We start from the raw sequence: 14,334 nt of genomic DNA, 5'->3' as shown, positions 1-14,334 counted from the left end.
AATCCCTCGATCAGGCCATCAAGGCTGCCGAGCCGGCGTGGGCGTGGCGGCCGCGGCGGGCTGATCATGCGCGGCGATCCATTCCTTGTATTTCGGATGCTCGCGCAGCGTGCGAAAGCAGAAGCCTTCGCGCTTGAGGCCGACGATCAGGGGCTCCAGGACCGCCGGCGCCCAAGGGTCCTGGCGGGAGCGAATGCCCAGGTGTGCCAGGAGGATGTCGCCCGCACGGATGTTCTGCAGGGCCTGCGCCAGCAGCTTGTCGTTCGGATACTTGTCGCTGGGCAGCTCATCCCCCAGGAAGCCGGCGGGCGACCAGCCCACATGCTCGTAGCCGCATTTGCGGGCCTCGGCCAGCAGCTTGGGCGACGTCTTGCCGCCCGGGGCGCGGAACAGCGGCAAGGGTTTCTTTCCGGTCAGGTCGACGATGCGCTGCGAGGCCTGTTCGATGTTGGCGCAGTACTCGGCCGCCGTCCAGGTGAACTGCCGGCCCGCCAGCGCACCGGCGCTGGGTTGCACGCGAAAGCGCGGAGCGACGCTCTTCTCGTCACCGCGCCAATACACGTGGTCGTACGTGTGCGAGGCAAACTCGTCGCCCGCCGCAGCGCGCGCCTTCCACCATGCGCGCCAATGGTTGTCCAGGCTGTCGCCGCCTTCCACCGTGCGCTCGGCCGCGGCGAAGAAGGTGACATTCACCTTCTGCCGGTCCAGCACTTCGGCCACCAGCGGGGCGACGCTCATGGTGCCGGTGTCCAGGGTCAGGTAGACCGGCTTGTCGCACGCCGGCGCAGCCGCGCTGGCCGCGACGGTCCACAGAGAAAGTGCGGCCAGTCCGATCCTGGCCATGTTCAATGCCTTATCGCCGCGCATGTTCGAGCGTCCAGACGCCATGTGGAGAACGACCGACCTTGACCTGGCGCACCACCTGCAGGCTGGCCAGATCCACGACGCTGAGTTTCTTGGCCCAGCGCGAGGTCACGAGAAGCGTCTTGCCATCGGCCGAGACGTCCATGCAATCCGGGCCGCCCGGCACCGGAAAGCTGGCAAGCACGCGCAGGGTTTCGGTGTCGATGCGGCTGATGCTGTTGGCCACGCGGTTGCTCACAAGCACCGTGCGGCCGTCGCCCATGGCGCGAAAGGCGTGGGCGCCCTTGCCGGTGGGAATGATGCCGACGGCGCGCGGCGCGGGTCCGGCCACGTCGAAGACCTGCACGCCGTCACCACCGGTCAGGCCCACGAGCAAGGTGCGGTCCTGGTGGACGCCGTAGATGTCGGCCGGCATGGGGCCGGTGGGCACGCGCCAGCGGATGGTCTGGCTGGCCAGGTCGACCGCGATGAGCTCGTCGCTGTCCTGCATCGTCACATAGGCGGTGGTGCTCTTGCCGTCGATCCAGATGTGGCTGGGGGTCTTGCCGGTGGCGATGCGCTTGGCGAGCGTCAGGTCGCGTCCATCCCAACGGTAAAGGTCGACGTGGTTCAGGCGGTTGCCCGCCGTCACGAACCACTTCATGTCGGGCGAGAACCGCAGGTGATACGGATCGATGATGCCGGTCACCGTCCGCTGGATCTGCGCCGTGCGCGGGTCGAAGAAGGTGAGCGAATCGCTGGCCGAGTTGGCCACGATCACGGAACGCTCGTCGGGCGTGAGGTAGAGGTGATGCGGCTCTTTGCCGGTGGGAATGCGGGCTTTTTCTTCCCAGGTCTTGGGGTCGATCACGCTGACCGACGCATCCAGCGAGTTCAGCACGAACACTGGCGTCGACAGTTGGCTTTCAGCAGCGGTGGCGCCCGCCATGCTCGCCGACAACAAGGACGCCGCACAAATGAAAACGGCCGCAACGCGGCTCGAAAGGAATACGGAAAGTTGCAACTCGCGGCTCCGGGAAGGTTTCCCGATATTAACGAGCCAGCGGTGCATCCGGCCGACATCCCAGACGCCGCGGCAGGGGCTTGCCGAACGAAAGTGCGGCGCCTGTCAGTCCCGCGCAACGCGCCCGGCCTGCTATGGCGCCTTGCGCGAGGCCGGGCTTCTGAGCTTGGCGAGATCGTCGGCATCGAGCCAGCGCCACTGTCCCGGCGCCAGATCGTCGGGCAGTTCCAGTTCGCCGATCCGCGAGCGGTGCAAAGTCTCCACGCGATTACCCACCGCCGCCAGCATGCGCTTGACCTGGTGGTATTTGCCTTCGGTGAGTGTCAGGCGCAGCGCGGTCTCGCCGGTGGCCTCGCACGCGGCGGCGCGCACCGGCTTCGGGTCGTCATCCAGCACCACGCCGGCCAACAGGCGCTCGATCTGGCGAGCATCGACCGCATGCTTGGTGCCCACTTCGTACACCTTGGGCACGTGATGGCGCGGAGAGTTCATTCGGTGAATGAACGGCCCGTCGTCGGTGAGCAGCAACAAGCCCGTCGTGTCCTGATCCAACCGCCCGATGGCCTGCACCCCCTGCACCGCACCCTTGTTCGGCCGCAGGCGCAGCGGCGACGGCAGCAAGGTATAGACGCTCGGATAGGTCGAAGGTTTTTGCGAGCATTCCGTCCCTGCCGGCTTGTGCAGCATCAAGTAGGCCTTCTCGTGGTATTGCCAGGCCTGGCCCTGCACGGTGAACGGGAGGCCGTCAGCGGCCTCGAACTCGGCAAGGGAATCGCTAACCGGCTTGCCCTCGACCGTCACGTGGCCTTGCTGAACCAGGCCCGCGCACACGCGCCGCGTGCCGAAGCCCTGGGTGAAAAGAATCTCCTGGATCTGCATCGGTTTCAGTAGCCCATGGCCAGGCCGGTATTGCGGCGCGGATCGTTGGCGCCGTAGAAGCGGTTCGTGCCCATCGGCTTGCCCCCGAGCGATGGCGCCCCGACAAGGATCGCCGCCATGTGGTTGGCCGGTTGCGGCACGCCCAGGTTGTGGCCCATGTCCCGAAGGATCTTCGCCGTGTCGGGGCTCAACGCGAACATCTCGACGTTGGTCACGTCGGGCAGCCATTGCTGGTGGAAGCGCGGTGCATCCACCGCCTCTTGCACCGTCATGCCGTAGTCGATCACGTTGAGGATGGTGTGCAGCACCGCCGTGATGATGCGGCTGCCGCCGGGCGTGCCGACCACCATGACCGGCTTGCCGTCTTGCGAGACGATGGTCGGGCTCATGGAGGACAGCGGGCGCTTGCCCGGCGCGATGGCATTGGCCTCGCCCTGCACCAGGCCATAGAGATTGGGCACGCCCACCTTGGAAGTGAAGTCGTCCATCTCGTTGTTGAGCAGCACGCCCGTGCCCGGCACTGTCAGGCGCACGCCGAACCAGTCATTGAGCGTGTAGGTGACCGAGGCGGCATTGCCCCACTTGTCCACGATCGAATAGTGCGTGGTGTTGATGCCCTCGTGCGGCGGCACGCCCGGCTTGATGTCCTTGGAAACGCCGGCCTTGTTCGGATCGATGGCCGCGCGGATGCTGGCGGCATACGCCTTGTCGGTCAGACGTTCGACCGGGTTCTTGACGAAGTCCGGATCGCCCAGGTAGCTGTTGCGGTCCACGTAGGCGTGCCGCATGGCCTCAATCTGGTAGTGCACGGCCTGCGCGGAGCGAAAGCCGAGGTCCTTGAGCGGATAGCCCTCCAGGATGTTGAGCATCTCGCAGATGATCACGCCGCCGGAGCTGGGCGGCGGTGCCGACACCACGCGATAGCCGCGGTAGTCGCATTCGATGGGCGCAAGTTCGCGCGTGCGGTATTGGTCGAGGTCGGCTTGCGTGATGATGCCCTTGCCGGCCGTGCTGGCGGCAACCAGCGAGCGAGCGGTCGCGCCCTTGTAGAACCCGTCGACGCCATTGCGGCCAATGGCGCGCAGGGTCTTGGCCAGGTCTTTCTGCACCAGGCGTTGGCCGGCAACATAGGGCTGGCCCTTGTTCAGGAAGATCGCGGCGGAGGGCGCGTCCTTGCGGAAGTCGTCCGTCGCCGTCGAAAGCAGATCGACATCGCCTTGCTGCAGGACGAAGCCCTTGTCGGCCAACGCGATCGCAGGGCCGATCAGCTCCGCTCGCTTGAGTGTTCCGTATTTCTCGCGCGCGTACTCCATCCCCGACACGGTGCCGGGCACGCCCACCGCCAGGAAGCTGCGCGTGCTCAGGCCCTTGACGACGTTGCCGTCCTTGTCCAGGTACATGTTGGCCGTGGCTGCCAAAGGTGCCTTTTCGCGAAAGTCGAGGAAGGTCTTGCGGCCATCGGCCAGTTGCAGCGTCATGAAGCCACCGCCGCCCAGATTGCCTGCCGCCGGGTAGACCACCGCCAACGCATAGCCGACGGCCACCGCCGCATCGACCGCGTTGCCGCCGCGTTTGAGCACGTCCACGCCGACCTGGGTCGCCAGGTGCTGCGCCGTGACGACCATGCCGTTCTCGGCCGCCGCGGGCGCCGCCGATGCGGCATGCGCACCCGGCGCGTTGAGCACGAATGCGAGGCCAAGGCCCACTGAGATGGCCTTGAGGCGAATCGATGGCATCCATTGCATGATTTGTCTTCCTTCCTGTTCGATGATGGTCAGTGTCGCGTGCACCCACCGGCCCGCGACATGCGCTTATGCCTGCAGCATGGCTTTCTGGCGCAGGTCGCGCAGTGCCATCGCCACCTGCTCGGCGGCAAACGCGCGCAGTGTATCGGCGTCGGTGAGTGCCTGCTCGTGCTTGAAGAAGCGAAGACGTTGCGCGCGAGCCTCCTCCACCAGGAAGTCGACGAGGTCTTCTGCCGAGTGTTCGCCATCGAGCAAGGGCAGCAGGCAGCGTTCGAGCACCGAAAGCTCGACCATCTCGTGCCACAGGTTGCAGGCATAGGCCTGCGGGCCCTCGCTCAACGCGAGCGCCGGAAGACTCCTGACAAACGATGGCGCTTGCGGACGCGCACCGACCGAAGCAGCCGCAGCGACGGGCGTTCGCCGCACGCGCACCGCGTTCAGGATGAACAGCTCTTCGAGCATCGTCATCACGACGCCGTCGACGGCCGCTCGGGACGCCCCGAGTCGCTCGGCCACGGCCGTCATCAAGGCGTCGACCGAAAGCGCGGCAGGGTAGAACTCGCTCAACACCTGGGCCACCGCCTTATGCGCCGGAAGGCGCAGCGTAAAGCGGGCACCGGACAACGCATGACACGGCTGCTCCTGCGCGTCGAGCGCGAACGCGGCCCCGTCATCGCTTCGGATCGATCCGGCATAGAAAAGCTGACGCAGGCGACCGGCGTCCAGGCGATAGCGAACGCGCGACGCCGTGGCCGCGGGCACCAGCAGCGTGTGGCGAAAGCTGCGGTTGACCAGGAAGTCCAGATACTGCTCCATCATCACCTGGCTGCCGCCGCACTCGCGCAGCAAGGGTTCTCGCACGTCTTCGCCGTAGTTCTGGACGAACATGGCGGCGGTCTCTGCGTCGGCCAGGTAGCCCAGGCCCGCGCCCTCGGCGTTTGCCACGAAGTCGCGCAAGTAGCACGGCGCGTTGCACGTCTCGAGAAACTCGTGAAGAAGGTAGGACGGCCTGGCCTGGCGGACCGTGGGCATCATCTCGTCCAGCGCCGCCTTGATCGGGGTGCCAGGCCGAACGAAGCGATCGAGAAACTCCATCATTCCCCGTGCGTACGCCAACTGCTCCTGCGCCGAAGCGCGGGAGCCTCCGCGCAGCAGCATCGCATCGCGCACGATCTCGCGCGACTTCCAGCCGGGATAGACGTTGTAGCTGACACACGCGATGCCATTGGGCGCAAGTTGGGTGGCACACACCCGCATGATGGCCTCCTGCACCGATGGCGGCACCCAGCTGTAGACGCCGTGGCAGACGATGTAGTCGAACTGGCCCAGGCTCGCGTCGATGTCGGCGATGTCCATGGTTCGCAACTGCACGTTCGACAGGCCTGCGTGGCGCAATGCCTGTACGCCCTGGCTGACCTGCACGGCCGACAGGTCGACGCCGACGGCCGTGGCCTGCGGATGCCGCGCCGCGAATGGAATCAGGTTGCCACCCGACGCACACCCCAACTCCAGTACGCGTGCCATGGAAGGCGGCGGCGCGTCGACTCCGAAGACGTAGGCCACTGCCTCCAGATGCTCCGGTGACGTCAGTGGATAGGGATGGGAGTCGTAGGGCGTCGCGTCGTAGGACTGGCCGATGAGGCGATTGACAGGATCTTGCATGGGGCGATCGTCAGCAAGGTGAAGGGCGTGTCGCCGCCTGCCTGTGCTGCGTCTGCGCGATGCGCTCAGGCGGCCTCAACGCCTTTCACTATACGGGCTGGCGACGCCGGGCTGGAAATGCGCCAATCGTCGAGCGCTCTTCTCAGACGCTCACCGCATTCTCGCGGTGGGCAATCTGGCGCAAGGTCTCGAAGATCAGCCGGCGCGGCTCGATGCGCAAGCCGAGCGATCGATGGGCTTCGGCCACCATTCGCATCGCGAGCAGGGAGTGGCCGCCGAGATCGAAGAAGTTGTCTTGCGCTTCCACGGCATCGATCCCGAGCAGATCCGCCCAGATGGCGCCCACCGCGCGCTCGTCCTGCGTCTCCAGGGGCTGGTGGATGGGGTGCCGCGCACGCTCGGATTCGAGCAGCGGCGCGGGCAAGGCGCTCCGGTCGACCTTGCCGTTGGGCAACACGGGCATCGACTGCAGCGTGACGAAGTGCTGCGGCACCATGTAGTCGGGAAGCGATTCATGCAGATGCGAACGGATCGTCGCCATGCATACGTCGTCGCCCGAAGGCACCACGTGACCCACGAGTCGGACATCATGCGCATTGACCGCGTGGGTAGCGACCACACACTCGGCCACCTGCGGATGATCGAGCAATGCGGATTCGATCTCGCCGAGTTCGATTCGAAACCCTCGAATCTTGACCTGGTGATCGAGCCGACCGAGGTGCTCGAGCAAGCCGTCATGACGCCAGCGGCAGAGGTCTCCCGTCCGGTAAAGCCGCGCGCCTGGCTCGTCGCTCAAGTGGTCGGCGATGAAACGTTCTGCCGTCAGTTCGCTGCGCTGGTGATAGCCCAGTGCCACACCGGTGCCCCCGATGCACAACTCTCCGGGCACGCCGATGGGGCATGGCAGCCCATGCGGATCGAGCACCCACGCGCTTGTGTTGGCAATGGGCCTGCCGATCGAAACGCCGTTGCGTGGCTCGCGCACTGGCCACGTGGTCGACCAGACGGTCGTTTCCGTGGGGCCGTACATGTTCCAGAGCTCGGCGCCATGCGCGAGCAACTGCTCTGCCAGAGCCGCGTGCAGCGGCTCGCCGCCCACCAGGCAGCGCAGTCCCGGCTCGGCGCTCCAGCCTGTGTCCAACAAGGCTCGCCAAGTGGATGGGGTGGCCTGCATCACCGTCGCCCGGTGCTCCTGGAGCAGCATGCGCAATTCGTTCGGGTCGCGGGCCTGGTCGGCGCTCGCGATGATCACCTGCCCCCCCACCGACAGCGGCAGCAGCAGTTCGAGCACGGCGATGTCGAACGACAGGGTGGTCACCGCGAGCAGTCGATCCTTCGGTCCCAGTCCGGGCTCCCGCGCCATCGCATCCAGGAAGTTCACCACCGCGATGTGCGGCACGGCCACGGCCTTCGGACGGCCCGTGGAACCGGAGGTGAAGATGTAGTAGGCCGCATCTTGCGCCTGAGCATCCAACGCCGGATCAGACACAAGGATGCTGGCGGCCTCCCTCGCTTCTTGCACGAGCGCTTGCGGATCGAGCAAGGCAACCTGTGCGCCCTTCAGGTGACCGGCACGATTTGCCGGCGCCAGCACGGCAGAGAGGTCCGCGTCACGCACCATGAAATCAAGGCGCTCCTGCGGGAACTCCGGGTCGAGCGGGACATAGGCCGCGCCCGACTTGAGCACGCCGATCAAGGCGATCAGCATGTCGTTGTTGCGCGGCATGCTCAGGCCCACTCGGTGGCCACGCCCGATGCCGCGTGCACGCAGCGCAGCGGCAAGCCAGTCAGACGCCGTATGCAGTTCGCCATGGCTGAGCCGGCGCCCGCTCGCATCGATGGCGGCGACGCGCTCCGCCAAGCGGGTGTGCGCGCAGCTCAGGTGACGATGGATGAGCGGCTCCTTGGGCAGCGCGTTGCGCGTCGCATTCCATGCGTCCCGGATCATCGCGAGCTGGGCCGGTGCCAGCACCGAAAAGTCCGCGATCTGTCGATGCTCATCCGCAAGAACCTGCTCGACCAGTGCCACGTAGTTTTCGAGCATCCGCCGTGCCGAGACGCCCGCGAACAAGTCGGTCGAATACTCCAGATGGATGCAATGCCCGAACTCCGTATCGACATGGATCGAGAGGTCGAACTGCGCGGCATTGCGTTCGAGGTCGAAGGGCTCGTACACGAAGTTCGTCTGACAAGGTTTCCCGAGTGGCGCATTCGGCACGTTGAACAAGGTGCGCACCAACCCTTCCGGATGGACCTTGCGGTCCATAGCCAGCGCTTCGACGATTTCGTCGAAGGGCGCGTCCTGATGCGCATAGGCTTCAAGCGCCGTATTGCGCACCCGTTGCACGAGCTGCGAAAAGTCAGGGTTGCCGCCCAGATCGGTGCGCATCACGAGCGTGTTGACCAGCGACCCCACCAGTTGTTCCGTGACCAGGTGGTGGCGATTGGCGATGGGCGTGCCCACCGCAATATCCTGACTTGCGCAGTAGCGCGACAACATCAGCTTGTAGGCCGCCAGCAGGACCACGAACGGCGTGACCGCATGACGCCCGCAGAAGCTGCGCAAGGCGCTGCGCAACGTCGGTGACAGGGCGGCGGACACCTTGGCACCCTGGAAAGTCGGCTTGGCCGGCCTCGCGAAGTCGGTCGGCAGGTTCAGCGGCGCGAGCCCCGCCAGCCTGCGAACCCAGAACTGGATCTGCGCCTCGCGGCGCGAAGTGGCCTCGGCAGAGCGCTGCCAAGCCGCGTAGTCCGCAAACTCGACGCCGAGCGCCGGAAGATCGGTGGGCTCGCCCGTTTCCAATGACGAATACAGCGCCAGCAGATCACGCATCAGGATCGTGACCGACCAGTTGTCGGTGATGGCGTGATGCATCACCCACAGAAACACGTAGTCGCCCTCAGCCAGCGTGGCAAGCGTGGGCCGATGCAGCGGTGCTACCTTGAGATCGAAAGGCATGCATGCGCGCTCGCCCAGAATGGCGCGGGCCCGAGCGAGCCTGTGCATGGCCGTCAGACTGCGCAGGTCGATACGCTCGATGGGCACGGACATCTCGGCCGCGACCCACTGTACCGGCTCACCGTTTTCGAGCGAGAAGCGCGTTCTGAGTCCTTCGTGCCGCGCCACCAGGAGATCGAAGGCGCTCTGAAGCAACTCGGGGTCCGCCGAGCCACGCAGGCGCAGCGACACCGAGACGTTGTACGCCACGGAATCCGGATCGAACTGCTGGATGACCCACATGCGCCTTTGAGAAAGCGAAACGGGCAAGGGCCCGTCGCGGGACACGCGTGGAATCGTCGCCGACATGCTGGCCCACGTGCGCGGCAACTCCTCGTCGAGACGCGCCGCCAATGCCGCAATGGTCGGATGCTCGAACAAGAGCGCCAACGGCGGCTCGATGCCCATGCGCTGGCGAATGCGCGAAACCACCTGCATCGTCAGCAGCGAATGGCCGCCAAGCTCGAAGAAGCTGTCCTCGATGCCGAACGCCTCGATGTGCAGCACGTCGCGCCAGATCTGCCAGAGCAGGCGCTCGGTATCGCTGCGCGGCATCACGCTGTCGGCGCCTTCGCGGCCACGCGCGGGCGGCGCGAGCGCGCGCCGGTCCACCTTGCCGCTCGGCGTGAGCGGCAGTCGATCGACTAGCACGAAGTCCGCCGGCACCATGTATTCGGGCAGCATGGCCGCAAGGTGGCGCTTGAGCCCCGCGATCGTCCACGACGCTGGCGCATCCTTTGACAATGCGACGTAGGCGGCGAGCCGCTTTTGACCGGGAATGTCCTCGCGCACCATGACGGTGGCGCCGGCGACGCCCGCAAATTGGCCGATGTGCGCCTCGATTTCGCCCGGCTCGATCCGAAAGCCTCGCAGCTTGACCTGATCGTCGCGGCGAGCCACATAGTCGATGCAGCCGTCGCTGCGCCAGCGGCCGATGTCGCCCGTCTTGTAGAGGCGTTCGCCCTGTCCTGCTCCCCAGCGGTCGTCGACGAACGCCGGCCCCTCATGCGCCGGATGCCCCATGTAGCCCAGCGCCATGCCTGCGCCGCCCAAATGGATTTCTCCATGGACGCCGATCGGGACCAGCTGCCCTTGGCCATCCAGGATGCGCACCACGGTGTTGTCGATCGGTTGACCAATGGAAGGCAGGTGCGGCCAATCGTCCGGATCGCCCTCCAGGTCGAGCGCGGTGGCGACAGGGTATTCGCTGGGGCCGTATTGGTTCTGCAGCCGCACGCCGCCCAGCCTCTTGAAGAACTCGCGGATGTCGTGGCCGATCCGGAGTTGCTCGGCCCCGGTCACGATCTGCTTCAGTTCGGGCAATGCTGCGGCCGACAGCACGGCCTGCTCGGCCAGCTGCTGCAAGGCGACAAATGGGAGGATCAGCCTTTCGACCTTCTGCGCCTGCATGACCTGGATGAGGCCCGCCATATCGCGCCGCACCCCCTCGTGGATCAACACCAGGGTGCCGCCTGCGCAAAGCGTGCTGAAGATCTCCTGGAAAGCGACGTCGAATCCGATCGCCACGTATTGCAGCGTGCGCGGCGCTGGCGCACCCGATCGCTGTCGCCGCTGCCAGCCAATGACGTTCGCCAGAGCGACATGAGACACCACGACACCCTTGGGACGCCCCGTCGAACCCGAGGTGTAGACGACATAGGCCGGCTGCAAAGGATCGACCTCGGGCAGATCGCCCTGCCCTGCCGGCGCGTCCACCTTTTCGTACTCGTCGACCGTCACAACCTGGCTCGTCCATGCATCGGGCACGCGATGACGAAGCCTCGATTCGATCAGCACCAGCCGTGGCGCGGCGTCGGCGAGCATTTGTTCGGTCCGCTCCTGCGGATCAGCAGCATCCAGCGGAACACAGGCTGCGCCGCACTTGAGCACGGCCATCATGCTCGCGACCAGATGAGCACCGCGTCCCATGAACAGCGCTGCGCGTGTGCCTGGCGCCAATCCCTCTTCGCGCAACTTGAACGCCAGGCTCGTCGCCTGCGCTTCCAGTTCCGCGAAGCGCCAGCGTCGGCGGTCGGTCGCCAGGGCAATCGCCTCTGGTGTCCGCGCGGCCTGGGCTTCGAACAACGCGTGGATGGCCGTCGATGGGCCATGCGAGAAGCGCGTGTCGTTGAACCGGTGCAGCAACGTCGCTTGCTCGACCTCATCGAGCATCGGCAGCATGCCGATCCGTTGCGTTCCGTCTGCAGCCATCGCACCGAGCAAGCGCACGAAGCAGCGCCCCCAGCGCTCGATGGTCGAACGTTCGAACAACGCACGCGAATACGCGAGTCGGCCCACCATGCCGTCGCCCGCCTGGCGAAAGAGCACCATCAAATCGGTCGCGACGCTCTGCGGTGGCAGTTCGACCAGACGCAGGACGGCACCCGGCAAGGCAATGGGCTCTGTGTCGAAGTTCTGGATGACCATCAGCACCTGTGCCAGCGGGCTGTGGCTCGCATTTCTGGTCGGGTGAACCAGTTCGACGATCTGCTCGAACGGAACGTCCTGGCGCAGATAGGCCGCTTGCCCAACGCTGCGCACGCGATCCAGAACATCGTTGGCGGACGGATCGCCGCTCAGGTCGGTGCGCAAGGCCAGCGTGTTGACGAAGAAACCCATCGTCTCCCGATATGCAGGTCGACGCCGGTTTGCAGCGGGCATGCCGATCACGATGTCCTGCTGACCACTCAAGCGTGCCAGCAGCACATTCAGGCAGGCGTGCAGGGCCATGGGCACGGTCGCATTCCGGCTGCGCGCCCATTCACGCGCGGCGCCGAGCAGTTGCGGTGAAAGGCGGAGGTCAACCGCATCCCCGGCATGCCCCTGCACTGGCGGCCGAGGGCGGTCGGTGGGCAGTTCGAGGAGCGCCGGGGCCCCCGCCAACTGACGCTGCCAATACTCAAGGCGCCTGCGACGGACCGGCGAATCTGCCAATGCCGATTCTTCGGAAACGTGGTCCGCGTACTGCGCCTCCAGCGGCTTCAAAGGATTGGGCAAGCCCTGGGCAAACGCCGAATACAGCGTCGCAACCTCCTTCATGAAGATGGCGATCGATTGACCGTCGCAGACCATGTGGTGCGCACTCATGACGAGCAGGTGCTGCGCTTCAGCCAAACGCAGGAGGCGCGCCCGGACCATGGGCCCGTTTTCGAGATCGAACGGCGCCGAACACGCTTGTCGCACGAGGTCCGCCTCGTGCTTGTCCCTTGCGGAAGCGCTGAAGTGGCTCAGATCGTCCAGTTGCAGCGAAAACGGACCGGGCACCGCAATGCGCTGTGTCAGTTTTCCGTGGGTCTCGCAGAAGGTCGCCCGCAGGATTTCGTGGCGTTCCAAGAGCGCCTGCAGCGTGTGCTCCAGAACCCTCTGATCGAGCTCCCCCTCGAACATCAAGGCGCCCGAAAGGTTGTATGCATCGCCGACGCTTGCCTCGACGCGGCTCAGGAACCACAACCGCGCCTGGGCCGAGGAAACTGGCATGAGAATCTGCGTCGATTCGTTACAAGCGTGCATCGGAAAACTATAGCAACACTTAATACGAAGGTTTGATCACTGGCGCTTGTTACATTTCAGGGTTTCAAAACGTGTTGAAAAGTTGCGAAATCCGCGAAAAACGTCTCCACAGTTTGGGTGACGGCGTTGATTTATCCGGACGCATCAAGATAGGAGATGACCGCTTGAGGATGTCATCGCGCCGGGGTCTGGACTTGCGATGAGAACGAAGCAGGCCCGCGCGCTCGAGCCGTGCGAACTGATCGATGCGAGGGCCACCTCCGTCAATATGATCCGGCTTTTCTAACCGGTGGAAATAGTGAAGAGGCGAAAATTCTCCGTCGCAGTGGCATGCGCCGCTCTTGGTTCTGGTGCGATCTACTCCAAGAAAGGCTTTGCACTGGCTCAGCAAACTCAGATGACGGAGTCGTTGCAGCAGCTTGAGGTCAAGGCCCAGGGTCGGCTCGGCGTGCATGTGGTGGACACAGCGAGTGGTCGCGAATTTGGTTATCGCTCGGACGAACGTTTCATGATGCTCAGCTCGTTCAAGCTGCTGGCGAGTGCGTTGGTGCTGGCGCGCGTTGATCGCGGAGACGAGTCGCTGGATCGGCGCATTCGCTTCCGCAAACAGGACTTGGTGCCTTGGTCCCCCGTGACGGAGGCACATGCCGGTGGCGAAGGGCTGACGTTGGCCCAGCTTTGTCATGCCACGATCACGACCAGTGACAACACAGCGGGCAACCTGATTCTGGCCAGTTACGGCGGCCCGCAAGCGCTCACACAGTTTGCACGTCAGATCGGCGACAGGGTCACGAGACTCGATCGCAATGAGCCCGACCTCAATACGCGGGTCGAAGGCGGCGCCCTGGACACGACCTCGCCGCGAGCCATGGCAGTCACCATGAGCAAGCTGCTCGTGGGCGACGTTCTCGCTCACTCGTCACGTGATCAGCTCCGTCGATGGCTGCTCGCCAACACGACTGGCACGAAGCGCCTCAGGGCTGGCGTGCCTGTTGATTGGGCCGTCGGAGACAAGACGGGCACCAACAACACCGATGCCAACGACATTGGAATATTGCTTCCCCCGCAAGGCGCCCCGATTCTCGTGACTGCCTACCTCTCAGACAGTGTGGCAAGCAGTCAGATCAAGGATGCAACGCTTGCAGAAGTAGGCAGGCTCGCTGCGACGCGTAGATGATCTGAAACCGCTGCCTCCAAGGCGCCACGCGCGGACATGCCCGGAAAGCTCTTCAACAGTGGAGAAGCAGGCGAAAAAAAACCAACCGGGGACCGGTTGGTTTTTCTGAATGGTGGTGGAGCTGGGGGGATTCGAACCCCCGTCCGCAAACCTTCCTCGCGCAGTTCTACATGTTTAGCGATCTGATTTGGATCTCGCCGCCAATGTCGCGCAGTCGCACGCTACACCAGCCGCCAGTGCCCTATTTTCTCGCCCTGAACCAAGGCACCCGGTTCAAGACCAGCCCATGTAGATTCCCTCGCAGCCTGGACGCCTTGCGGCCCCCTTGCCCAGCCCATCGGCCAACTGTTGCGAGGCTCACCGGTGTTTAAGCGGCGAGTGCGAAACGTTCGTCGTTTGCAGTTAGTTTGTTTGAATCGGTTTTACGAGCGAATCCAGCTCGACATGCCCTACTGCGATTCCGAGCCTACGTCGAAACCAATGCAGCCCCTTGGAA

7 protein-coding genes and 1 other RNA gene are annotated in these 14,334 nt (G+C 64.8%); 1 reads left to right on the top strand and 7 read right to left on the bottom strand.

Annotation, left to right across the window (positions count from 1 at the left end; genetic code table 11):
* Positions 1–18: 18 nt before the first annotated feature.
* The 6 genes from QTH91_RS13590 to QTH91_RS13565 all read right to left on the bottom strand — a co-directional run bounded on the left by QTH91_RS13590 (position 19) and on the right by QTH91_RS13565 (position 12,628).
* Positions 19–843, bottom strand: coding sequence for a polysaccharide deacetylase family protein (locus tag QTH91_RS13590; protein ID WP_286660588.1), 825 nt, complete (start codon positions 841–843; stop codon positions 19–21).
* A 10-nt stretch (positions 844–853) separates the two neighbouring features.
* On the bottom strand, positions 854–1,792 hold the full coding sequence (locus QTH91_RS13585) for a YVTN family beta-propeller repeat protein (protein WP_286660587.1): 939 nt from the start codon (positions 1,790–1,792) through the stop codon (positions 854–856).
* Between the two features lie 207 nt (positions 1,793–1,999).
* Complete coding sequence (locus tag QTH91_RS13580; RefSeq protein ID WP_286660586.1) at positions 2,000–2,746, bottom strand: pseudouridine synthase; 747 nt, start codon at positions 2,744–2,746, stop codon at positions 2,000–2,002.
* 5 nt (positions 2,747–2,751) lie between these two features.
* Entirely contained in the window at positions 2,752–4,482 is a 1,731-nt protein-coding gene (gene ggt, locus QTH91_RS13575; protein ID WP_390367977.1) for a gamma-glutamyltransferase, read from the bottom strand.
* Positions 4,483–4,557: 75 nt separating this feature from the next.
* A complete protein-coding gene (locus QTH91_RS13570; RefSeq protein WP_286660584.1) occupies positions 4,558–6,153 on the bottom strand; it encodes a class I SAM-dependent methyltransferase in 1,596 nt (531 codons plus the stop codon).
* 142 nt (positions 6,154–6,295) lie between these two features.
* Positions 6,296–12,628 carry a non-ribosomal peptide synthetase gene (locus QTH91_RS13565; RefSeq protein WP_286660583.1) on the bottom strand — a complete coding sequence of 2,111 codons (6,333 nt, stop codon included), beginning with the start codon at positions 12,626–12,628 and terminating at the stop codon, positions 6,296–6,298.
* A 331-nt stretch (positions 12,629–12,959) separates the two neighbouring features.
* Between QTH91_RS13565 and bla the strand changes: the two genes are divergently transcribed.
* Positions 12,960–13,838 (top strand): class A beta-lactamase, encoded by an 879-nt coding sequence (bla, locus tag QTH91_RS13560; RefSeq protein WP_497032850.1) that lies wholly within the window; start codon positions 12,960–12,962, stop codon positions 13,836–13,838.
* A gap of 113 nt (positions 13,839–13,951) precedes the next feature.
* On the opposite strand, the gene ssrA is transcribed toward bla, so the two are convergent.
* Positions 13,952–14,328, bottom strand: a transfer-messenger RNA (tmRNA) gene (gene ssrA / locus QTH91_RS13555).
* Positions 14,329–14,334: the final 6 nt, after the last annotated feature.

It is taken from the genome of Variovorax dokdonensis (genome assembly GCF_030316895.1).
GTDB lineage: Bacteria > Pseudomonadota > Gammaproteobacteria > Burkholderiales > Burkholderiaceae_C > Variovorax > Variovorax dokdonensis.
This window is presented reverse-complemented; position numbering and strand designations above follow the sequence as displayed.

What these genes read in the sequence shown, in the direction of transcription:
- QTH91_RS13590 (WP_286660588.1), bottom strand. Translation starts at nt 843, where the DNA reads ATGGCCAGGATCGGACTGGCCGCACTTTCTCTGTGGACCGTCGCGGCC.
- QTH91_RS13585 (WP_286660587.1), bottom strand. Translation starts at nt 1,792, where the DNA reads ATGGCGGGCGCCACCGCTGCTGAAAGCCAACTGTCGACGCCAGTGTTC.
- QTH91_RS13580 (WP_286660586.1), bottom strand. Translation starts at nt 2,746, where the DNA reads ATGCAGATCCAGGAGATTCTTTTCACCCAGGGCTTCGGCACGCGGCGC.
- ggt (WP_390367977.1), bottom strand. Translation starts at nt 4,482, where the DNA reads ATGCCATCGATTCGCCTCAAGGCCATCTCAGTGGGCCTTGGCCTCGCA.
- QTH91_RS13570 (WP_286660584.1), bottom strand. Translation starts at nt 6,153, where the DNA reads ATGCAAGATCCTGTCAATCGCCTCATCGGCCAGTCCTACGACGCGACG.
- QTH91_RS13565 (WP_286660583.1), bottom strand. Translation starts at nt 12,628, where the DNA reads ATGCCAGTTTCCTCGGCCCAGGCGCGGTTGTGGTTCCTGAGCCGCGTC.